The following is a 23002-nucleotide window of genomic DNA, read 5'->3' on the forward strand; positions in this document are numbered from 1 at the left end:
AGATAATCAATTTACTGAAAAGCCTTCTCTACTTTAGGAAGTGTTTGTTCAATAAGAAGTTTATTCATAAATTCACTTGGACTCATGTTATGACACCTCTTAAAGTTCCGAACAAAAGTACCAGTGGTTGCATAACCACACTGCTCCGGCAAATCTTTAAGGGCAATTGAAGGATTTTCTCTCATCAGTTGTTCGGCATGCTGAATACGGAAATTATTCAGCCAAACACTGAAGCCTTTATCACAGAATCTATTGATGCTAACCGATAAATAAGAACGATTCGTATTCAGTACATCAGCCAATGTCTCTATCGTAAGGTCACTTTTAAGGAAGTATTGTTCATCACGAACTTTATGTAAGGCTTGCCAGAATAAAAGTTCATATTGATCCATAGATACAGAATGTGATTCAGACGCATCCCCTTCATCGCATTTCTTAATCATTCCTTGAAGTCTATAATTTACGGCACCTTGTTTCTTCAACTTACGGTACATAGATATGGACTTGAATGTAGCTGCTACAGAAATTACTAATAGAAAAATACAGATTGCAGCCACATGTGTATTTACTCTATTGGCATCTTCACTCTCATTTAATTCATGTTTCAATTCCTGAATCTTTAAACGCTCTGCATAATTCTTTTTATCGTTCTTTGCCTTAAATTCCAAATACGTTTGCAAAACAGAATCTCGTCGAGCTAATAAATCAAGAGCTTTTTCATATTGCTTAGTTTCACGGCAGAAAGAACTGAAATTGGTAAGAGCTTTTATTTGGAGCTCCATCCGAACGGGCGTTTTAACCCTCTCTTTCATTAAAGGTTCAACAATCATATAATATTGACTTGCTTGTTGAATCTTACCTTTTTTCCACAATAAATCGGCAAACGAGTAACAAGGAGATAAAAAACAATTAGGCAAGATGGGTTCTTTACCCTTTTTTTGATAATTCTTCGCTCTCTCTTTATAAGATTTCATGGGCCTATCCAAAAACACAAAAGCAGAATCTTCCAGCTCTTCAGTAATATAAGTTTCAGCCATCATACAGTTTAAAACAATCTTATCACCTCTTTCTGATAACAACCTTGCAGCTAAGTAAATACGTGCACTATCAGGCTTATTAAGCTCCATATAACTTTTTACAACTTCATTCTGCATTGAAGGATTAAACGCTATTTCCGGTTTTATTTTGTTATAATATTCCAATGATTCCGAATAATACCTTGCTCCACATAAATATTTTATCAACATAATACCAGAGACTTGTTGTAATTCTATGGATTTATGTTCTAATGCCAACTGGTATGCCTCCTTGTATAGTGGTAATGCATTTTCATAATCTTCCAACATTATAAAATGATTCGCTATAGTTAGAAGGCACTTGCCCACATCTTCCGGTCTATCAGCCTCACGATACTGTTTTAATAATTTATACCAAATAGGAAGAAATTCATCTTGATTCCCCCGTTCGTTAAGCAATAACGCTTTCATTTCATTCACTTGCCATTCTTCCTTCTGTGAAAGTGAATGATTGGCTTCTAACATTTCTATCCATTTAAGCCCCTCTAAATAAGCACCTGAAACTCCAAATCTATCCAAATTACTATAAATCGTCACTAATTGAAGTAAAATTTTCTTTCTATTTCCACCAGAACTTAAAGGTAAAACCTCTATTAAAAGTCGTTTCTGTTTTTGTATTCCATCTATCTCTTCTTCGTTTCTATACGATATTTTAATTATAGATGCTATTCTATCCTGATCTGACATTTTTTTGACCTCAGATAATAAAGAATCAAAAGAAACTGATAATATCGGCATCTTTGATAATTCTTCATCCAAAACTTCTCTTTTACCTGAATTAGAACAAGCACTGCATAAGAACAGAAAAAGAAATAGATAGAAACTCTTCACTTGGTATAACTATCTAAAGGTTATAGCCCTGAATGCACAAGCACTAGCACAATCTTCACACTCACTACAGTATCTTTCTTCTTTCATCTTAACCTTCTCATTTTCAATGTAAAGAAGTCCCAAACTGCAAGCATCCACACACTCACCACATCCCGTACATTTGTCAATGTAAATAATCCATCTACCGACAGGTCCCGAACCTAAATTCCGGCCATCCAAATTTTCTTTCTTTTCCATAACTTTGTTGTTTTTGAGTTAGTCGCTTCAAAACTACGGAATCTATTTAGAAGAACAATCCTATTTGTACAGAAATATTTTCCTTATTTGAATTAAAAAGATTTTTAGAAGCATTTTCATATCCCACCGTCAATCGGGCAAACCAAGTAAAAGAAGCTGTATAAGTATAAGTTAGAGATAAATGCAATGCCCATCTGGGCTCTGTTAAGTAATTGTACTCCTGTTCCAATCGATCCATATTCTGCCATAATTTGATTGCGGGCGTATTCTGTCCTGATTGCAGCTGTTTTTCAGCTATCATAGTTCCACCTCCTTTACCGTACTCTGCCCCAATAGCTAAATCAATTCGGGCATTAGATAATAAGAAATTCCGAGTAAATGTAGAATATGCAGTAAAACGGCGTACAGTTTGCGTATATTCAGCCGGATAAAAAAGCAATTGACTTTTTGTCTGCTTAAAGTCAATTCCCGACACGATAGAATAACGACTATTCCACTCATTATAAAGTCGATAGTAACCATAAGTCAGCCCATATTCATTAATACGGAAAGTAGAACGGAGAACCTTCCCCGAAGAATGCCATGTACCCATGTTCTCTTCCTGCAGCTGCAAAAGATCATAACTATCCGACTTGTCAAACAAAACTTTACAACTCCATTCGTGTCGATTAAACGCAGAGACTAATGAACCTACACCTTTATAATCCAGTTTCCAGCCATCTGTTTCACCTTCTTTCTTGTTTTGTATACGGTCACTTACTGTATTTTGTCTGACAAGGCTCCCTCCTATCTGTTGAAATAGCCGGAAGCGTCCATAAACTCCCTCTTCTTGTAAGAATCCTCCGAACTCCTGTGCAGAATAATACCATTTTATATTTTCTCCTTTAGGCAAAGTTTTAAAGTACCCTAACGGATAAGAAACAAAGAAAGGATATGTCGTATGAGTACCTATATTCTGATAATCCACCGTTTCTTTACGATTGCCATAAAATATGGAAGCACCCAAACGGTGACTTCCACACTCATAACCAACTCCGGGAGTTATTTTCCACTCCATCCACTGGTTTTCATTCCGGGGATCTGTATCCTTGGCATTCAGGTCAACTAAATAATCGAACCTCGAACCAATCAGCCAACGCAAAGAAACGGGTAATGAAAATGCACCGGACAGTTGATATTGTTCCGAACGTTGATCGCCACTCACTGAGTCACAAAGATTTATTCCACGCCAGCAGTCACCGGTCATCCCATTCCAGTTCACCTCTTGCTTCCGGTTATTCACATATCCTATTTTTCCATATAAAGAGACATTACCTATAGTCTGGTAGGATTCACCAAACACCGCATACTTATTGGATGAAGCGGGCAAACTGACATTACCAAAGTTTCCATCTTCAAACCTATACCCCACTTCCGCCACAGAGAACGAGCGGAAACGGTTGAATGACATTCCTACCGGATTAGCTCCTGTCAGCCAATTATTCTGCTGATAAATCTCTTGCATAGAATAGATATGTAATGAATCAGACTGCGCATATATGGGAATCGCCGACAGAAGCCATAAAATAAATAATGTACTCCGCATAGTTGCTTGCTTATTTTTTCAAAGACGGTTTGGATACGATAAAGTCCTCCGCCGCATTGTTCGTATCCTGATAAATGAAACGCCCGTTGGTTGATGCTGCACTTTTACGTATCAACGATTTCCCGGAATAATCTCCTTCCGGAATATACACAGGTTCATGGTTCAGTTCATCAGGCACACGCTTATTGGCAAGCTTGGCTTCATTTTCCACGCACTCCGCACAATCAATCACCCACTCTTTCGGAATCATCAAATAGAATTTAGTCTTATTAGAAGCTTGGGACCTGTTTTCCCTATTCAATGGATTATTTACATATTCCTCCGCACTAATACCTTCAAATCCAAATATCATGAATGTGGGGCCAACTACCGGAAATGAATACATCCATGCAGTCGAGTTAAGATTTAAAAGCAGATTTAATGGTTTCACACCGGGTGCTATGTTCTGTTTGCTCAAACTTACATGCCAGAATCCCCAGTCAACTTTAGATAAATCAACTGAATTGGCATGCTGATATTCGCCTCCGGTATGATCTACAGCATTCGTTGCAATGGTAGTTTCTGCTCCGGGCAATAAAGGATACTCCTTACCGCTACCCGGAAATTGCCAAGTCATATCAGCAACGGGAATCCGTTTCATATCCGTATATTTCACCCAGGGAGATACAATACCTGGCATCGGATCCACCAAAGCCAGACACAATCCATCCAGATATACAGTCTCATCAGAGTTATTATAGAGTGTAACATATTGATCTGCCTGATAATCTGCTCCCAACTCTCCTTTACAACCCACATAATAAATCTCTTTAATGACCAATGCGTTTATTTTAGAGCGCGCCAGTTGCAACTGAACTTTCATCACTTCTTCACCCTGTTCAGGCAATAACGACAAAGATTCCAATCTTCCACTGAAAATAATTCCGGAAGCAGATTGATAATGTACGGCAACTGTATAATATCCATATTCCACATTAAACAAAGCTACTCCATCAGAAGAACATGAAGAGGTATAAACCGTACCTTGATCCTTATTTGTCAATACCACCTCCATCTCTTCGAAAGGCAAGGTCACTTCATCCGTAGGAGAAAGTAGGTGGACACTCACTGAACATGAAGAACGATTCTCATCCCCGGCACAAGCACAGAGAAATAACACAAAGAAAAACAATACATAATATTTCATCCTCTTTCAATATCTAAAATTTAATACCAACTTTAAAAACGGATACTAATTTCCGCACCATAATATAAATCCGGATTCACAATTGCATATTTCTGTATGCTCTGCCGATATCGTTTCGGATTGGATTGCAGCAGATTATTAGCACAAAAAGCAACCGAAACATGACGTCCTATCTCTTTAGTAACCCGAAGATTCAATAAGAAATAAGGTTTATACGAGTCCTTCAGAAAAGCGGTAGTAGTATTCGCTCTGATCACTAAATCAGCAAAACATTCATCCGTCGCCATGTCCGGCGTGAAAGGATGTTGGTTTCCCTCTCCATCTATATAATAAACCGGATTCAAGCACTTCTGATCATTACTATCCGTGTACACAGGATTATTAAACCGGCTCTCCATTCCCCGCTGTTGTTTATCCATCCACACCGCCTGAAGCGTTAGGCTTGTGATCAAACCGATTCTGGGAATTTGAGTAACACACTGAAACCGGCTATTCAATTGCTGCCAGATTTGAGTATTCGCAACAGAAGGCCCTGTTTCGTAAATACCTACATAAGGGTAAGCTTTTCCATTCACTTCTATCTGGGGATGCAAGGCAGAAAGGGCCGTATTCTTTTCGCATACATCCAGATATCCGCCACTTATGTAAAATGAAGAACGCAGTGCCTTTGAATGAATCGGACCAATGGTATATTCAATACCTTGTTTTTCCTGTTCTATACCATTCTGGGGTGATAAATAGGTAGCAAACGTAGTATTCAAAGTATATGGAAGAAGTTCACCATCATTCATGACACCCTCATCCGTCAATTCCGGTTGTTCTCCTTTACTGATCAAAGGGGAATAGCGGCGATAGGAAAAAGGTTCGGCAAGTTGAGAGGTACAATAGCCATTTTTGAGATGTTCCTTAAACCATACCACATCCGCAGTAACACCTCCTATCCGGAAATTCACCCCTATTTCAAACTTCTGATTAACAGGCAAACGCAAGTCGGAGTTAAAATTACGGTCAGTTATAAATGTATGCATGACGGTCAGACGCTGATTATTCTCAGCATCATTGTACGTAAAACAATTCATATCCGTATACGATTTATCGGGATACAAATAAGTAAGTACAGGCATCTTATGCATCAATCCCCACCCCAGACGTACACTGAAACGACTTAGAAAAACATCATCCGTCCTATCAATAAATATCTGGGAAAGATTGATACGCGGATCAACAGAAGAGTTCCGTTGTAGACGCTTAGTCGGCAACTGAGTAAAACGCACCCCCGCCTGCACTTCGGTCCGCATCTTCCCATAACGGAGAATAAAGTGATTTTCAGCAAAAGCAGAATACTTATATAATAAAGGTATATCCCGATAAGACCTTGTCCGCACTCTGAGCATTTCCAAGGGAGGACAAAGAGGATCGAAACTGATTCCTTTTCCACGATTCCCTTCCACCTCAGCATGAAGCCCCAGTTGAAAATGGTTACTGATATTCTCACCCATCGTTTTTCTGTGATTGGCAGTCAACGATACATCTCCGCTCAACGGCTTGCCTTCAACGGATAACTGAGAGAAATAATGGGGAGGCAGGAACACTCCGGCATGTTCACCTGCCTGCGCGGTATAGGTAGTGACTTGCTGTGTTCCCGAATAATATGTACTGGATTCATTCTTCTGGCTCCCATACGTAAACCCTAGCTGATATTCAAGATTGGAAATCCAGGAACGATTCAATTTCCACTGTCCATTAGCAGAAAAGGATATGTTTTGATCCTGATATTTCCGAAATTCACCATCCACCGTATTCTGCCCTCTTTTATCATTATCCTTCATCCAATAACCACACATATTAAGACGCAAAGTAGCAGACCGGAAATCCTTCGCATAAGCCGCTTGGATTCCAAATCTTTGAAAAGATTCTTCAAAGACTTGAGGCGATTGATTTGAAAGTGCATAATCTGCTCCTAAATAGAGAGTTCCCCCATTATTACTGATCGCAATGCCCTTCCCCACAGAAGCAAGTTTCTCCGTAGCTGTCAGACGAATACCGATGGTAAGAGGTTGTATCCCGGCTTTCGACTTGACCAGAACAACCCCACTGGTCACATCTCCATAACGTGCCGAAGGAACACCACGTATCACCTCGACCGACTCCACAGAAGATGGAGACAAGGAACGCACGTCGAAACCGGATAACACCGTGCTATTAAAAAGGCTGCCCCTACCTTCAAGTCCCATTTGCTGCATATTGGCATTATTATTCATGCGGAGTCCATCCACCTCTATGGCTGTCCCTAAAGCATTAGTCGTATTTTCAGAAGTTGCACTGCGGATGGTAAAGGCAGCCGGAGCATTCAGATCCGGATTGCGTACAAGAACACCGGGTAGTAATTGAGATAAAACAGAAAGATCAGTAGCCTGTATATGACGAATAGCATCCTGCCCAATGACAGAACGTGTTCCCGGAGCATTTGATTGAGTAGCAGTAACAATCACCTCCTGTAACCGGATGTTGCGAAGAGTATCTATAGCCTGCATTTCAGTCTGTCCATATACCACCAGCGAACAAACCCAAAAAGCAATTAATATATAGCCCCTGTAACAATTATTCATTTGTACAACCCAAGATGGTAATTTACATACCTAACGAGCGTTATATAGTAACCCTCAGATTAGGGGGCAAAGGAAACAATTTTCTACCAACATTTCATTACCAAACTTTAAAAAAATGCAGAATAAAATCACTCTTTTCGGACTTTTGTGTGTACATTTGCAAGCAACAGAACAACAATATCATGCCATTTTTCATATTAAAGACATTACTTATTTGTACTTTTCTGCTGACTTGGGCTGTACTAGGTCTTGCTTCTATCTCTCTGATTTGGAGAAACAAGCATAAAAAGGATTTGGCCATATTATTAGCACCAATCCTACTAATATACTGGGGGTTAACGTCGTATAGCACATTATACGAAAATTTCTTCCTGCTTCAAAGAACATCCCTCTTACCCACCCTATACTGTTGGGGACTGACTTTTCTCCCTCCTTTACTCTATTTCTTTATCCGCTTCCGTATTACCGGAATATTTCCCCAAAAGCCACAATGGTGGAAACATATGTTACCTTCGATGGTCTTATCGTGTTGTTACATATTGATGTCAGTTTTAAGTCCGGTGGCAGATCGCTTAACTTACAGTTGGGCTGAAATTCTATCATCGTTCCCGGCTTGGTGGACACTTTTCCGTTTAACGTGTATAATAACAGGGATCACACAGACTTTCATTTACGTATTACTCTTGCGAAAGATGAATGAAACAGACTGTATATTCCTAAAATCAGCTTCCGATATTCAAAGAAAAAGCATCCTAATATCAGGGTTCTTCTTCATGTTCTTACTGAATATGTTCACTTCTTCATATATCTGCAATCTTTTATACAACCTTTGTATTGGCATATTAAGTGGATATATCTTTTATAATTCTCTCTTACACCAATTCGTAAAACAAAAGCTCAAGTTACGTATTTATCGGGAAACATCGTCCCAGTTCCCTGTGAATAACCTAAATCAACAACTAGAAAGCAAATCAGAAAAAGAAGTCGTAGAAAAAGAGGTGCTCATAAATGGCAAGAAGAACTCCAAAGTATACTTGACTCCTCAAAAGATCGATGAAATAAACCAACTATTACAAACACCGGAATTCATTTATGATCAAAAAATAAAATTGGAGCAGTTTGCTCAAAGAGTGGCAGTCAATTCCACCTATTTAAATAGATATTTCAATCAAGAATATGGATGTAGTTTCCTTCAATACCTTACGTCACTTCGCATCGAAAAAGCAGAAATGCTGCTAAGAGATTCGAATGCAGAAATAGAAGACATCTGTTATAATACAGGTTTCAACAGCCCTTCTGCATTTCACAAAGCTTTTAAAAACCGATATGGTTGCTCTCCCTCGGAATGGAGAAGAAGATGTCTCACTTAAAAGTTGAATCGCAGTCAATCCGTATCAGAACGATGCATTTATTTATTTCACATTAGGAATTATTCTACTGAAGACCAGAGATATATCTCTTTATCCTTAGGAACAGTCGAGTGTTGACCTAGGTTAACAAGCCTATCAACCTTGGTTGACGAGCCGATTAACCTTGGTTGATAGGCTTGTCAGCCAAGGTCATCCCCCAATAAGACTTATTGGAAAACTCAACACACACAGGGCAAGAGACAAATGATCCCTTGTTTGTTTTCTAATCACTGTTGAAGCTTTTACCGCAAAACATATGGATAAATCTTGTTTAGCACACACTTCATATCATCAAAAAAAGGTTGAAATCGTAAAAACAGAAAGATTTATTCTGAATAAATATTCTGAATTTCAGCCACTTAAAATTATTATTTTAGTTTACTGATTTTAGCATTTAGATTTCCCAACTTCCAGCTATTTTTGCCTGTGTTCATCTGAGGGAACAATAATATAAACCAACGGATATTTCCGGATAATTGTTATGAAGGAATGGTTGCATTAGCCATTTTATAAAACAGCTAAAAACAAACTGAAAATCAATATACAATAATCAACAAATACAATATTAATTTTTATTCTTATGAAAAATGAAAAAATAGACATGAGTAGGGAAACGGGTACTTTCCGTGTCTCCCAAGAAGGAATGTATATTATTACAGGTACCAATTCAAGACATGGAATAACAGTATCTGCCGGAGTACGTGCAACAATTGTTCTACAAGATGCTAACTTATGTGATCTGGAAAACATGGGTGTTGCATTCCATATTGCGGAAGACTGTCATATCACGGTGATTCTTGAAGGAAACAATATGCTACACAGTGGCCGTGAAATGGCTGCAATCCAATCAAGAAAGAATTCCATCCTGATTATTAAAGGTGATGGGAAATTAATTGCGTACGGTGGAGAAGGTGCAGCTGGTATAGGATGCGGATATGCTACCGAATGTGGTGACATTATTATCGAAAGTGGAACGATAGAAGCCTATGCGGGTTATCAGCACGAGACTTCCTGGCGCGCGGGATCTGCAGGAATAGGCGGTGCCGGTCAATATGCAGGTCGAAAAAGCAAATGTGGAAACATAACTATTACAGGAGGAAAAATCATGGCTAAATGCGACAAAGGAAACTGGGATATTGGTCCGGGCGATGAAGGAACTTGTGGCAGTGTAAAAGTAGATAAGAATGCAATAGCTCCCGGAGTGCGTGTATATGGTTCTCATTTAGGTACAGAACAATATAGAGATTTGAAACACATACCTATATCCAATGCAGGATTGGTCATTCTCTTCCCATTTCTACCAATGCTTTTTATGAGACTTAATATGTTAAGCCAAGATCGCAGGGGTTTCAATAGTAACGAATCAAAAGTACGAGCTATATTCATTTTACAACACCTCATGGCAAGTGAAGACAGGGAGTATGATGAAAAAGATCTGTTCCTCAACCGTTTGTTAATAAATTATCCCTTCAACGAGCCACTCCCTAAAAGAATGGAACTAAATCAAGATGAACTTAACACAATAGATTCTCTATTGGAAGCAGCAAAGACAAACTGGGAAAAAATGAGGAATACCTCAATGAGAGGTTTTCAAGAAGCTTTTTTGAGAAGAGCAGGATTTATAGAAAAGACTGAAAGGGAATGGGTTCTAACTGTAGAAGAACGTGCATTCGATATATTATTGGATAGCATTCCCTGGTCATACAAACTTGTACGGTTACCATGGATGGAAAATATACTCAAGGTTAACTGGAGATAAACTCCTGCTCTGACAACAGTTCAGAAATTCACTTTTACATTTAAATAATCAGTATAGAAGACCTTTATCTTCTATACTGATTAAAAATTTTATGCAATCGTTATTGAAGAATCCAAATAAACATCCTGAATGGTATTCAATAATTGAACACCCTCTTCCATTGGCTTTTGGAATGCTTTCCGTCCACTGATCAATCCCATTCCACCGGCACGTTTATTGATAACCGCTGTAACAACAGCATCACGCAAATCCGATTCTCCATGAGATTCACCACCGGAATTAATCAAACCGACACGCCCCATATAACCATTAGCAACCTGGTAGCGACAAAGATCGATAGGATGTGAAGTTGCGAGTTCAGAATACATTCTTTCATCCGTTTTACCAAAATGGATAGCCGTGAATCCACCATTATTGGAAGGAAGTTTTTGCTTTACAATATCAGCCTTGATGGTCACTCCAATGTGGTTAGCCTGTCCGGTAAGGTCGGCTGCCGCATGATAATCAGTGCCATCTTTCTTAAAATCATTGTTTCTGAGATAACACCAGAGAATGGTTGCCATACCTAACTCATGAGCATATTCAAAAGCTTGTGATATCTCAATAATCTGACGACGACTTTGCTCCGAACCGAAATAGATAGTAGCACCAACAGCTACCGCACCCATATTCCATGCTTCTTTTACGGTTCCAAACATCACCTGATCATAAGAGTTTGGATAAGTAAGCAGTTCATTATGGTTCAGTTTTACAACGAAAGGTATCTTATGGGCATATTTACGGGCAACAGCCCCTAATATACCAAATGTGGATGCAACTGCATTACAACCTCCTTCGATTGCCAGTTTCACTATATTTTCAGGATCAAAATAGATCGGATTAGGAGCAAATGATGCTCCGGCTGTATGTTCTATATCCTGGTCGACCGGCAGAATGGATACATACCCGGTATTCGCCAAGCGTCCATGCCCGTACAAAGCCTGCAAGCTATTGAGGGTACGTACATTTCTGTCAGAGTCCACCCAGATTTTATCAATCGCATCAGGTCCAGGAACATGAATTAATTTCTTATCTATTGTCTTACACGTATGGTTCAGGTAATATTCTGCCTGTTGTCCCAACAAATCAACTGTTTTACTCATAATATATTCGTTTTTAATTTAGAATCATACTAAATAAACAGTTTCCCTTTGTCGATTGTTTATTAGTCTTCCGGGAAAGCCATAAGCATAATATGAATTATCGGTGATATTTTCCTTTATCTTTTACCAGTATCACCTTTAACTGCGGATCGAAGAGCATCTCGCGTCCTACGGAAGACAACAAAAGTTGTAACTGACTGCTACGATGTTCCCAAGTCAATAGATCTATGGAACGGTTCAGACTTTCTTTTATCTCAGTATACCAACATCCGGGAAAGGACAGAGCACTCACAACCTTTCTATCTACAATTTCCTGCAAGCCCTTAATAAAGCACTTCTGTTCTTTTCTGCTTAAATTATCCGGATCATCATAAGGTATATAATATGAAGTATAGTAACCATTTTGAGTAAAGACTTCCAAAGCTTTCCAATTTTGTCCTTCTATAATCAACCGTTCTTTCTTTATCTGAAAATATTCCATTAACTTATTCAAACTTGAAAGTGCCGTTATTCTATTCTCAAGGGTCAGATTCTTTATATCCAGCCAGATTTTATCCGGATAACGGCCTATCTCCCGGAATCCCATAAAAAAGATACACATCAATGTCAATACGATTCCCACCACAAGATGAATTGTTTTCATAATCAGTTTCGATAAAAAAATATTTGAAATAAGTTTTTATATCCCTGTTTGGGTAATGATATTGCCTGTTTGTAATGACAAATATAAGATTTTTATTCAGATAAAAGAATAGAAATAGACGAATCGCTTGTTTCATGCCTTAAAAATGGTACTTTAATCTGCAATTTATCTAATTACAAATACCATTAGCTGCCATAGCTTTACAACAAAAATAAATTTAAGAATATCCTTGGAACATCTTTGAGTATTCTCATTATCTCAAAATATGATTGTTATGTTATTGCACCACTCCTTTATGTCACTTATAGTTTAGAACGAAATATAGAGCAAGATCTACAGTATAAGTTCCTCTAATGAAAACATATTAAATAACCTTCTATTAACCATCTTTCAACATCCAGCTATTTATATGATTTTTTCCTTCATCATTTTTTGCTATTAAACTTTCCGAAACGCAAATGTTATTAGCCTGCTCATGAAATAAAGTTCATTCATTTTGGTGTATATTTAACCAATATTTTATAATTTTGCAGATGTATTTTTGAATCTTCTGCGAGAAATATGAAAATATCTTTAAACATTAGACAAATTTTTCTTTTTACTGTTCTTTTCATCAGTAGTTCCGTAAGCAGGTGCCAAGTTTATAAGTACATAGGACTGGAAAACGGCTTGAGCAACCAGAAAATATATTATATCCAAAAAGACCGAAGGGGATATATGTGGTTTCTAACCCAGGAAGGGGTAGACCGCTATGACGGAAAATATATCAAGCATTACAATTTTTCAGACGATAGTATAAAGCTAGACTCACGAATTGCTTTGAACTGGCTCTATATGGACAGCGGGAATATATTATGGGTAATCGGTCAGAAAGGTCGTATTTTCAGATATGATTCACAGCATGATAAATTCAAACTGGCCTACATACATCCGGAACTGATCAGAAATAAGCCACAGGCATTTCTAAATTACGGTTATCTGGACAAGAACGACCGCATATGGCTATGTTATAAAGATAGTATTACCTGGTATGATATCCGTACCGGAACGACTTTGCATATGCCTACACCAGTCAACGGTGAAATAACTGCCATTGAACAGACGGATAGCAACCATTTCTTTATCGGTACAGGAAATGGCCTGTTTCATGCCGGGATAGAAAAGGGGAAACTAAATATAATGCCTGATAAAATGGTAGAAGGTATCGGCACATCAGTACATGAACTCTACTACCATGCTGTTTCAAAACAACTGTTTGTGGGAAACTATAAAGAGGGAATACTTATATATGACGTAGGAAAAACAGGAAAAATCATCCCTTGTCAATCACCCAACAATGTAGAGATAAACCGGATCGTTGCTTTGAATGCCCATGAACTTCTAGTAGCCACAGGTGGAAAAGGTGTATATAAACTAGATATGAATACATGCATGAGTGAACCCTATATAACTGCTGATTATAATAGTTATAACGGGATGAACGGAAACAATATCAATGATATTTATGTGGATGAGGAGGAACGCATCTGGCTTGCCAATTATCCTACCGGTATTACCATCCGTAACAACCGCTATGGAAGTTACGACCTGATAAGGCATTCCCTTGGCAACAGTCTTTCATTGGTGAACGATCAGGTTCATGATGTATTGGAAGATAGTGACGGTGACCTCTGGTTTGCAACCAGCAACGGTATCAGTCTTTATCAGACCGATACAAAAGAATGGCACTCGTTCCTCAGTTCCTTTGATCCGGTACCGGATGATGAGAATCACATCTTTTTGGCACTATGTGAAGCCTCTCCCGGAGTGATATGGGCCGGCGGTTTTATGTCAGGCATTTGCAAGATAGAAAAGAGGAAAGGGTTTAAGATTAGCCATCTTTCTCCTGCTGCTATTGCAGGAGTACGTCCTGACCAATATATATTTGACATTAAGAAAGATTCGGGCGGTGATATCTGGTCCGGCGGATATCATCATTTAAAGCGCATCAATCTTGAGACAAAAAGTGTGCGTCTATATCCGGGAGTAAACTCTATCACTACCATTCAGGAAAAGGACACCCGGCAGATGTGGATTGGTACAAGAATGGGGCTCTACCAGCTTGACAAGGAATCGGGAGTTTATCAGTATGTTGACCTGCCCATTGAATCTCCCTATATATGCGCTCTGTTCCAGAGAGATGACGGCATCCTATATATCGGTACCCGTGGAGCTGGACTGCTTGTATATAACATTAATAAAAAGAAGTTCATCCATCAGTACCGTACAGACAATTGTGCGTTGATTTCCGACAATATCCATACAATTCTTCCACGTCAGGACGAGAGTCTCCTTATGGGTACGGAAAACGGAATTACTATTTATTCACCTAGAAAACACTCCTTCCGCAATTGGACGCGGGAACAAGGATTGATGAGTGTCAATTTCAATACCGGCTCTGCTACCACCTATAGCAATAATACACTTGTTTTTGGTGGAAATGACGGGGCTGTCAGATTTCCGATAGACATACAGATACCAGAGCCACATTACTCACGTCTATTACTACGCGATTTTATGATAGCCTATCATCCCGTTTATCCGGGCGATGACGGTTCTCCGTTGGAAAAGGATATTGACGAGACCGACCGACTGGAACTGGCCTACGGACAAAACTCCTTTTCTCTTGATGTAGTTTCCATTAATTATGATTATCCTTCCAACATTCTTTATTCATGGAAGATTGACGGTTTTCATAAAGAGTGGAGCCGTCCGAGCCTGGACAATCGAATTGTTGTAAGGAATCTGCCTCCCGGCAGTTATACATTACAGATTCGTGCCATATCCAATGAGGAAAAGTACAAGACCTATGAAACAAGGAGCATTCAGATTGTCATAACGCCTCCGGCATGGGCCAGTGTATGGGCCATGGCTGGATATGCAATCCTACTGGTGTTGGTTATGGTTATCATATTCCGTATCATCATACTGCACAGACAGAAGAAGGTTTCGGATGAAAAAACACGATTCTTCATTAATACGGCCCATGATATACGTACTCCGCTTACATTAATAAAAGCTCCGCTGGAGGAAGTCATAGAAAACCGTATGGTGAAGGAACAGGCATTGCCGCATATAAATATGGCTCTAAAAAATGTGAATGCATTGCTTCAGCTGGCGACCAACCTGATAAATTTCGAACGGGTAGACGTCTACTCTTCCACCCTTTATGTTTCTGAATATGAATTGAATTCCTATATGGATAATGTTTGTGCTACTTTCCGCAAATATGCCGAGATGAAACATGTCAGGTTTGTTTACGAAAGCAATTTTGATTATCTGAATGTGTGGTTTGACAGTGACAAGATGGGATCTATTCTGAAGAATATTCTGTCAAATGCATTAAAGTATACACCTGAAGGTGGCAGCGTACGCATTTATGCCTGTGAGGAAGGAAACTCCTGGAGCATCGAAGTGAAAGATACCGGAATCGGCATTCCCTCATGCGAACAGAAGAAATTGTTTAGGAATTGTTTCCGGGGTAGTAATGTCATTAACTTGAAAGTGACAGGTAGCGGAATCGGTCTGATGCTGGTATACAAACTGGTCAAATTACATAAAGGCAGGATTCATATTCAAAGTACTGAGCATGAAGGCACTTGCGTGCAGGTAACTTTCCCGAAAGGGAACAGCCACCTACATAAAGCAAAATTCATCTCTCCCAAGATACCGAATGAATGTTCGGAGACTATCGTATCTGGTGGCACTCCAGGGTTACTATCCATGGAAATATCCCAAGTAAACGGCTCTCTACAACGTATCTTGATAGTAGAGGACAATGATGATTTGCGCAATTATCTTATTGATATGTTCAAAACGGGTTATAATGTCCAGTCCTGTCCGAATGGAAAGGAGGCACTTGTCATAGTACGGGAGTTTGACCCGGATCTCGTCATATCCGATATAATGATGCCCGAAATGGGTGGAGATGAACTCTGCTCAGTTATAAAAGGTGATCTTGAAATATCTCATATTCCGGTCATTTTGCTGACTGCACTGGGAGATGAAAAAAATATGCTTGAAGGACTGGAAATCGGAGCGGATGCCTACATCACCAAACCTTTCAGTGTGGGGATACTCAAGGCAACAGTCAAAAACATACTTGCAAATCGTACTTTGCTCCGTCAGGTTTATAACAGCATTGAAGATAGAGAACAGACTCTTCCAGTCAATTGCACCAATACCTTGGATTGGAAATTCATAGCCTCTGTCAAAGAATGCATAGAGAATAACATGGGAAATTCGGACTTCAATGTAGACATGCTCAGTAGTCAGCATCACATGAGCCGTACAAGTTTCTTCAACCAATTAAAGGCATTGACCGGTTACGCTCCAGCTGATTATATCCGGATGATACGTTTGCAACATGCCGCACAATTGCTAAAACAAGGCGAACATACAGTAACAGAGATTGCTGACATGGTTGGATTCTCGGATGCAAAATACTTCCGAGAAGTATTTAAGAAATATTACAATGTAAGTCCAAGCAAATTTAATACAAAATCAGAAAACTGATGGTCAATAAAGTTGATTACTCAACTGTTGAGCAGCTGACAAAAAAGGCATTAACTACCGAAGAGAATCATCGTAATAGCCGGAAAAAGATTCCAACTATTACGATGATAAAGAACGATGTTACCAGCATCTTTTTAGACACTGTAATAAATATCTGATCACAGTTTATTACAACAATAGGTTCTTTATCACTCACCCATTGCTTGAAATATAAAAATACATTTCAGAGCACGCACTCAATGTTTAAATTAATACAATATATTATAGAGTTCGTATCATTGATGAAAAAGTCCTCAAAGATCATTTTTTAAAGAATGCTTTGATATGCTTATGCTATACATCAAAAATAAAAAATCCCTGTAAAACATAATTTACAGGGATTTTTTATTTTGCAATTCTTTCCAGCGGAGAGACAGGCTCTCGAACCTATACTTTTAGAAAATATCACAAAATTGCAAATCACTGATAATCATATGCTATCTACAATGCAGAGTAAATCTAAATCTTTCTAAATGCCTTTTGCTATTTTAATTTTTGGGTGTATATTTGGGTGTAGAATTTCAAACGCACCCAATTATGAATATCAAACGTAACATCATTTTTGCATTGGAGAGCCGGAAGAAGAACGGTGTGCCAATCGTGGAGAACGTACCTATCCGTATGCGTGTCATATATGCAAGTCAACGCATCGAGTTTACAACAGGCTACCGGATTGACGTAGCCAAATGGGATGCCGACAAACAACGGGTAAAGAACGGATGCACCAACAAGCTGAAACAAAGCGCATCCGAAATCAATGCGGACTTGCTGAAATACTATGCCGAAATGCAAAACGTGTTCAAGGAGTTTGAGGTGCAGGAAACCATGCCCACCACCCAGCAGCTAAAGGATGCGTTCAATCTGCGGATGAAAGACTGCAGTGAAGAACAGCAGGAAGAAGCGCAGATAAGTTTTTGGGAGGTGTTCGATGAGTTTGTAAAAGAGTGTGGCAACCAGAATAATTGGACGGCATCCACATACGAGAAATTTGCAGCGGTGAGAAATCACCTCAAAGAGTTCAAGGAAGATGTAACCTTTGAATACTTCAATGATTTCGGGCTAAACGAGTATGTCAATTTCTTGCGTGAAAAAAAAGACATGAGAAACAGCACCATCGGTAAACAAATGGGGTTTCTCAAATGGTTCCTGCGCTGGAGCTTCAAAAAAGGGCATCATCAGAACATTGCATACGACACTTTCAAGCCCAAATTGAAAACAACCTCTAAAAAGGTAATATTCCTGACATGGGATGAACTGAACAAGCTGAAAGATTATCAGATACCGCATGACAAGCAGTATTTGGAACGTGTCAGGGATGTTTTTCTGTTCTGCTGCTTCACGAGCTTACGATATTCGGATGTCCGTAACTTGAAAAGAAGTGATATTAAGCCCGACCACATTGAAGTCACCACAGTCAAGACTGCGGACAGCCTGATAATCGAACTGAACGACCACAGCAAAGCCATTCTTGAAAAATACAAGGATGTTCATTTCGAGAATCACATGGCATTGCCCGTCATCAGCAATCAGAAGATGAATGATTATCTGAAAGAACTTGGTGAACTGGCGGAAATCAACGAACCTGTACGGGAAACCTACTACAAGGGGAATGAACGTATAGATGAAGTCACACCCAAGTACGCTTTGTTAAGCACCCATGCCGGAAGAAGGACTTTCATCTGTAATGCGCTGGCTCTCGGAATCCCTGCACAAGTGGTTATGAAATGGACGGGACACAGCGATTACAAAGCCATGAAGCCCTACATTGACATAGCGGATGATATTAAAGCCAATGCCATGAATAAGTTTAATCAACTATAAAAGTATCAATTAGTTTCATGGATTACCATCGTTGAAGTATATTTGTATTCTGAAAATATCATAAGATGAGCAACAACGGACATAACATAGAAAAGACGAACTTTGACGCATTTATAAATGCTGTCGGTTCAGAAATACAGCAGGCGCAAGTCCGGCTGATTACCGCAGCCAATGCGCAAATGTTGTTCCATTACTGGAAAATGGGCAACTATATTCTCTATCATCAGCAACTGCACGGATGGGGAAGCAAAACCATCAAACAGTTGGCAAAGGCTATCCGGCTGAATTTCCCTGAAAAGAAAGGCTATTCGGAACGCAACCTTACCTATATGTGTCAGTTTGCAAAGGCATATCCTTTAAGGACATTACAGAATTTCATTGAAACGGATGCAAAGCTGATAGCTCCAAGCGTGGAGAAAATTGCAGACGAAGTACGCTACTTAAACGATGTGCAATTTACGCAAGAGCCTCTTGCGCAAATTCAATCTATTGATAACAAAGAAATTATAATCACGCAAGAACCTCTTGCACAAATTCATAATGTTGCCAAAACCGTATCCGACATTTACCGTGTGGAAATTAAGGATATAGAAAACATATTTATGGCATCACCTGTTGCAAGAACCAATTGGGCGAGCCATGTGATTATGCTTAACAGTTCGCTTCCATTGGGTGTAAGTTATTGGTACATGAAACAGTCCGTAGAAATGGGCTGGAGCAGCAATGTTCTTAAAATACAAATTGAGACCAACTTATATAGCAGACAAATCAGCAACAACAAGGTTAACAATTTCACAGCCACGCTTCCTGCACCTCAAAGCGACCTTGCCAATTACCTATTGAAAGACCCGTACATCTTTGACTTGGCTGGAACTAAGGAAAAGGCAGACGAAAGGGACATAGAAGAACAACTGGTTAAGCATGTCACCCGTTACTTGCTGGAAATGGGCAATGGCTTTGCTTTCGTTGCCCGACAGAAGCATTTTCAAATTGGTAACAGCGATTTCTATGCAGACTTGATTCTGTATTCCATCCCCCTACACGCATACATTGTAGTGGAATTGAAAGCGACCCCATTCAAACCGGAGTATGCCGGACAACTGAACTTCTACATCAATGTAGTGGATGACAAATTAAGGGGAGAGAATGACAACAAGACTATCGGGTTGTTGCTGTGCAAGGGGAAAGACGAAGTTGTAGCGCAATACGCATTGACAGGTTACGACCAGCCGATAGGCATCAGCGATTACCAGTTGAGCAAGGCTATACCTGAAAACTTAAAATCGGCTCTGCCAAGTATAGAAGAAGTGGAGGAAGAACTGACTTCCTTTCTTGATAAAGATAAGAACCCATAAACCAAGCGTATATGGCAGGAGAAATACAGATTATGATTCCCCAATATGGCGAACTCAACCGGATATACAACGACTTTTTAATCAGCCATACTTTCTCTTTTGACAGGCAGAAATTCATCACGGACTTCTACAAGCAATACAATGACACAAAAGCTTTCGAAGCCGCCATCCTTGAACTGGTGCTTGACAAACCGAAGGAACAATATACTCTGATTCTCAACAGCCTGAGAACCGAGATAGAGAAAAACATACTGATTTACGAAAAACATCCATTGTTTGATGATGAGATAATTTCTCGTGTATGCTACAACTTCGCTGGCAGATATGACGCTGATATAGAAGCACAGCTGAGAGTTACACAAAATTTAAGCAAGCCTTTGAATGAAGCATACAACAGGTATGATTCCATTGGCTACAGGGTACATACGGCAGCAGAAGAAAAGCAAGCCGAAAAGGAGTATGAACGCTGCAAGGCTGGATATGAGAAGGAAAAAGAAGAACTGGACAGGCTTTATGAATTGGAAAGGCAGGCAAGAAAGGAATCTCTCCAATATATTGAGAACTGTTGCGGAGATATTTATAAACTGAGTTTCCATTTTATGGAAATATTGGCAAAATATATTCCCGTAGCAAAAGACAAGCCGGATGAAACGAGCAAGCAAGAGAAACAGCAGGATGCGCCAAAGGAGCAGCCCGAATATTTCGATGCAGAATTACTTTCGCTTATTCATAAAGTCTGTGTGGGGGAACAGTTTGAAGATATTACAACGCAGGACTTATATGCCAACATGAACCTATCCTCCTGTAAAAAGGAATTAAAAATCAAGGCACGAGAAAAAATACGGGTGTGTTACCTGATATTCCTGATGAGTGAAAGACTGCCCAAACAGGACAGGGATAAATGGAAAAACGAAATACTGAAACAACTGGATATTGATGAGAACTACTACAAGTCAAAGTACAAGGAACCGGTGTCGGATTTTCCAAGTGACAGTAACCAAAAGTTCGCTAAAGAAATGGACGCAATATTCCGATAATCCGTGATATGCCCTGACATTTTACGAAATCACCACTTTTACCACTCAAATTAATTATTGAGTGGTATTTTTATTATTTGATATTCAGATAAATAACAGGATATTCCATTTGCATTAACCACATCCTTACCACTCACGCCCCTATCTAATTTTGCATCGTTCGAGAACAGAGATAACAGCCAGTGCGCAGGGCTGATTGTTTAACGGCTAAATAGATTGAACGATGACAAATCTTCAAGAGTTATTATTAAAACCCGTCTGGCAGATGACAGGCGAAGAGTTCATATTCCTGAGCAAGCACGCTTCCGGTCAAGCGGAAGCGCAACCACGACCCGTTACGGACACAGAAAGAAAATATGTGTACGGAATACTGGGCATTGCCAAACTGTTCGGGTGTAGTCTGCCCACCGCCAACCGTATAAAGAAAAGCGGTAAGATAGACAAAGCCATTACGCAAATAGGGCGCAAGATTATCGTTGATGCGGAACTTGCCCTTGAACTGGCAGGAAAGAAAACCGGAGGACGGAAATAACGGGTGGTATGGCTATGGACTATATGAAAGAGATTAAGGACATATCGGCAGAAGAAGCCGTAATCCTTTGGCAAGCCTCACGTTTGAGCCTGTCGAAAAGTTATGAGAAAGCACCCGAAATCCTCAAAGTGCATGGTTCTGTCATTGGGACATTGGGCAACTTCAGCGCATCCATCGGCAAAGCCAAAAGTAAAAAGACGTTCAATGTATCGGCTATCGTAGCCGCTGCATTGAAGAATGGCACTGTGTTGCGGTATGTGGCAGAGCTCTCCGACGGGAAGCGGAAAGTGCTTTATGTTGATACGGAGCAAAGCCCTTATCATTGCCTGAAAGTCATGAAACGCATTTTACGGATGGCTGGCTTGCCCGATGACAGGGACAGCGAAAACCTTGAATTTCTCGCTTTGAGGAAATACACGCCTGAACAGCGTATCAGGATTGTCGAACAGGCTATCTATAATACGCCCGACATTGGTCTTGTAATCATAGACGGCATCCGTGACATGGTATATGACATCAACAGCCCCGGCGAATCCACACGCATCATATCCAAACTGATGCAGTGGACGGACGACAGGCAGATACATATCCATACGATACTGCACCAGAACAAAGGGGATGAGAATGCGAGAGGGCATATCGGCACGGAGTTGAACAATAAGGCGGAAACCGTATTGCTGGTGGAAAAGGACAAAAGCAACGGGGATATAAGCAATGTTTCAGCCATGCACATCCGGGCAATGGATTTCGAGCCTTTTGCCTTTCGCATCAACGATAGTGCCCTGCCCGAACTCATAGATGGCTATAAACCCGAAGCGAAGAAACCGGGAAGACCGGAAGAGGAAAAGTTCGACCCTTACAGGCATATCACTGAACAGCAGCACCGTATCGCATTGGAAGCCGTTTTCGGGCTGAAAGAGGAATACGGTTACAAGGAACTGGAAGATGCCTTAATCAAAAGCTATACGTCAATAGGTGTAAAGCTGAACCATCAAAAGGCGGTACCGCTCATTACCATGCTTCGCAACAAACGGATGATAGTGCAGGAGAACGGCAGAAAATACACATTCATGCCCGACTTCCACTATTAGCCTGTTGCTTGTAATCGCTTCACTTTATTCTGTGGGTCTATATATTAAGGATAAAGCGAAGTGATGCAAGGAATGGATAAACCGCTTCACTTTATT

15 protein-coding genes are annotated in these 23002 nt (G+C 39.8%); 8 read left to right on the forward strand and 7 right to left on the reverse strand.

Annotated features, from left to right (window positions below):
* Window positions 1-11 precede the first annotated feature (11 nt).
* The 5 genes from BACINT_RS17090 to BACINT_RS17110 all read right to left on the reverse strand — a co-directional run bounded on the left by BACINT_RS17090 (window position 12) and on the right by BACINT_RS17110 (window position 7524).
* Window positions 12-1835: a helix-turn-helix domain-containing protein gene (locus BACINT_RS17090; RefSeq protein WP_232288776.1), complete on the reverse strand. Its 1824-nt coding sequence runs from the start codon at window positions 1833-1835 to the stop codon at window positions 12-14.
* Window positions 1836-1916: 81 nt separating this feature from the next.
* Window positions 1917-2144: an ATP-binding protein gene (locus tag BACINT_RS17095; RefSeq protein ID WP_007665299.1), complete on the reverse strand. Its 228-nt coding sequence runs from the start codon at window positions 2142-2144 to the stop codon at window positions 1917-1919.
* A 46-nt stretch (window positions 2145-2190) separates the two neighbouring features.
* Window positions 2191-3648: a DUF6850 family outer membrane beta-barrel protein gene (locus BACINT_RS17100; RefSeq protein WP_007665300.1), complete on the reverse strand. Its 1458-nt coding sequence runs from the start codon at window positions 3646-3648 to the stop codon at window positions 2191-2193.
* A 91-nt stretch (window positions 3649-3739) separates the two neighbouring features.
* On the reverse strand, window positions 3740-4915 hold the full coding sequence (locus BACINT_RS17105) for a DUF4876 domain-containing protein (protein ID WP_007665301.1): 1176 nt from the start codon (window positions 4913-4915) through the stop codon (window positions 3740-3742).
* A 32-nt stretch (window positions 4916-4947) separates the two neighbouring features.
* Entirely contained in the window at window positions 4948-7524 is a 2577-nt protein-coding gene (locus tag BACINT_RS17110; protein ID WP_007665302.1) for a TonB-dependent receptor plug domain-containing protein, read from the reverse strand.
* A 938-nt stretch (window positions 7525-8462) separates the two neighbouring features.
* On the opposite strand from BACINT_RS17110, the gene BACINT_RS24645 reads away from it, so the two are divergent.
* Window positions 8463-8894: a helix-turn-helix domain-containing protein gene (locus BACINT_RS24645; RefSeq protein WP_225663012.1), complete on the forward strand. Its 432-nt coding sequence runs from the start codon at window positions 8463-8465 to the stop codon at window positions 8892-8894.
* Window positions 8895-9513: 619 nt separating this feature from the next.
* A complete protein-coding gene (locus tag BACINT_RS17120) occupies window positions 9514-10692 on the forward strand; it encodes a contractile injection system tape measure protein (RefSeq protein ID WP_007665304.1) in 1179 nt (392 codons plus the stop codon).
* 89 nt (window positions 10693-10781) lie between these two features.
* Here BACINT_RS17120 and BACINT_RS17125 read toward each other — a convergent pair whose 3' ends face one another.
* Together BACINT_RS17125 and BACINT_RS17130 are read right to left on the reverse strand one after the other, a co-directional pair.
* Complete coding sequence (locus BACINT_RS17125; RefSeq protein WP_007665305.1) at window positions 10782-11834, reverse strand: class I fructose-bisphosphate aldolase; 1053 nt, start codon at window positions 11832-11834, stop codon at window positions 10782-10784.
* Window positions 11835-11931: 97 nt separating this feature from the next.
* Window positions 11932-12477 carry a hypothetical protein gene (locus BACINT_RS17130; RefSeq protein WP_007665306.1) on the reverse strand — a complete coding sequence of 182 codons (546 nt, stop codon included), beginning with the start codon at window positions 12475-12477 and terminating at the stop codon, window positions 11932-11934.
* Window positions 12478-13038: 561 nt separating this feature from the next.
* Here BACINT_RS17130 and BACINT_RS17135 point away from each other — a divergent pair.
* The 6 genes from BACINT_RS17135 to BACINT_RS17160 all read left to right on the forward strand — a co-directional run bounded on the left by BACINT_RS17135 (window position 13039) and on the right by BACINT_RS17160 (window position 22906).
* The gene (locus BACINT_RS17135) at window positions 13039-17031 is read left to right on the forward strand and encodes a hybrid sensor histidine kinase/response regulator transcription factor (RefSeq protein WP_007665307.1); all 3993 of its coding nucleotides are present in this window, start codon (window positions 13039-13041) and stop codon (window positions 17029-17031) included.
* A 576-nt stretch (window positions 17032-17607) separates the two neighbouring features.
* Complete coding sequence (locus BACINT_RS17140) at window positions 17608-18891, forward strand: site-specific integrase (RefSeq protein ID WP_007665309.1); 1284 nt, start codon at window positions 17608-17610, stop codon at window positions 18889-18891.
* A 65-nt stretch (window positions 18892-18956) separates the two neighbouring features.
* Window positions 18957-20246 (forward strand): PDDEXK nuclease domain-containing protein, encoded by a 1290-nt coding sequence (locus BACINT_RS17145; RefSeq protein WP_007665311.1) that lies wholly within the window; start codon window positions 18957-18959, stop codon window positions 20244-20246.
* An 11-nt stretch (window positions 20247-20257) separates the two neighbouring features.
* On the forward strand, window positions 20258-21283 hold the full coding sequence (locus tag BACINT_RS17150; protein WP_007665314.1) for a hypothetical protein: 1026 nt from the start codon (window positions 20258-20260) through the stop codon (window positions 21281-21283).
* A 223-nt stretch (window positions 21284-21506) separates the two neighbouring features.
* On the forward strand, window positions 21507-21815 hold the full coding sequence (locus tag BACINT_RS17155) for a DUF3853 family protein (RefSeq protein WP_007665317.1): 309 nt from the start codon (window positions 21507-21509) through the stop codon (window positions 21813-21815).
* Window positions 21816-21823: 8 nt separating this feature from the next.
* Window positions 21824-22906 (forward strand): AAA family ATPase, encoded by a 1083-nt coding sequence (locus tag BACINT_RS17160; RefSeq protein ID WP_007665320.1) that lies wholly within the window; start codon window positions 21824-21826, stop codon window positions 22904-22906.
* The last annotated feature ends 96 nt before the right edge of the window (window positions 22907-23002 follow it).

The organism is Bacteroides intestinalis DSM 17393, from assembly GCF_000172175.1.
Taxonomy (GTDB): Bacteria; Bacteroidota; Bacteroidia; order Bacteroidales; family Bacteroidaceae; genus Bacteroides; species Bacteroides intestinalis.

Bases quoted from the DNA above. Each gene is read 5' to 3' on its own strand.
- BACINT_RS17095 (WP_007665299.1), bottom strand. From the start codon at position 2,144: ATGGAAAAGAAAGAAAATTTGGATGGCCGGAATTTAGGTTCGGGACCT.
- BACINT_RS17100 (WP_007665300.1), bottom strand. From the start codon at position 3,648: ATGCAAGAGATTTATCAGCAGAATAATTGGCTGACAGGAGCTAATCCG.
- BACINT_RS17105 (WP_007665301.1), bottom strand. From the start codon at position 4,915: ATGAAATATTATGTATTGTTTTTCTTTGTGTTATTTCTCTGTGCTTGT.
- BACINT_RS17110 (WP_007665302.1), bottom strand. From the start codon at position 7,524: ATGAATAATTGTTACAGGGGCTATATATTAATTGCTTTTTGGGTTTGT.
- BACINT_RS17120 (WP_007665304.1), top strand. From the start codon at position 9,514: ATGAAAAATGAAAAAATAGACATGAGTAGGGAAACGGGTACTTTCCGT.
- BACINT_RS17125 (WP_007665305.1), bottom strand. From the start codon at position 11,834: ATGAGTAAAACAGTTGATTTGTTGGGACAACAGGCAGAATATTACCTG.
- BACINT_RS17130 (WP_007665306.1), bottom strand. From the start codon at position 12,477: ATGAAAACAATTCATCTTGTGGTGGGAATCGTATTGACATTGATGTGT.
- BACINT_RS17135 (WP_007665307.1), top strand. From the start codon at position 13,039: ATGAAAATATCTTTAAACATTAGACAAATTTTTCTTTTTACTGTTCTT.
- BACINT_RS17140 (WP_007665309.1), top strand. From the start codon at position 17,608: ATGAATATCAAACGTAACATCATTTTTGCATTGGAGAGCCGGAAGAAG.
- BACINT_RS17145 (WP_007665311.1), top strand. From the start codon at position 18,957: ATGAGCAACAACGGACATAACATAGAAAAGACGAACTTTGACGCATTT.
- BACINT_RS17150 (WP_007665314.1), top strand. From the start codon at position 20,258: ATGGCAGGAGAAATACAGATTATGATTCCCCAATATGGCGAACTCAAC.
- BACINT_RS17155 (WP_007665317.1), top strand. From the start codon at position 21,507: ATGACAAATCTTCAAGAGTTATTATTAAAACCCGTCTGGCAGATGACA.
- BACINT_RS17160 (WP_007665320.1), top strand. From the start codon at position 21,824: ATGGCTATGGACTATATGAAAGAGATTAAGGACATATCGGCAGAAGAA.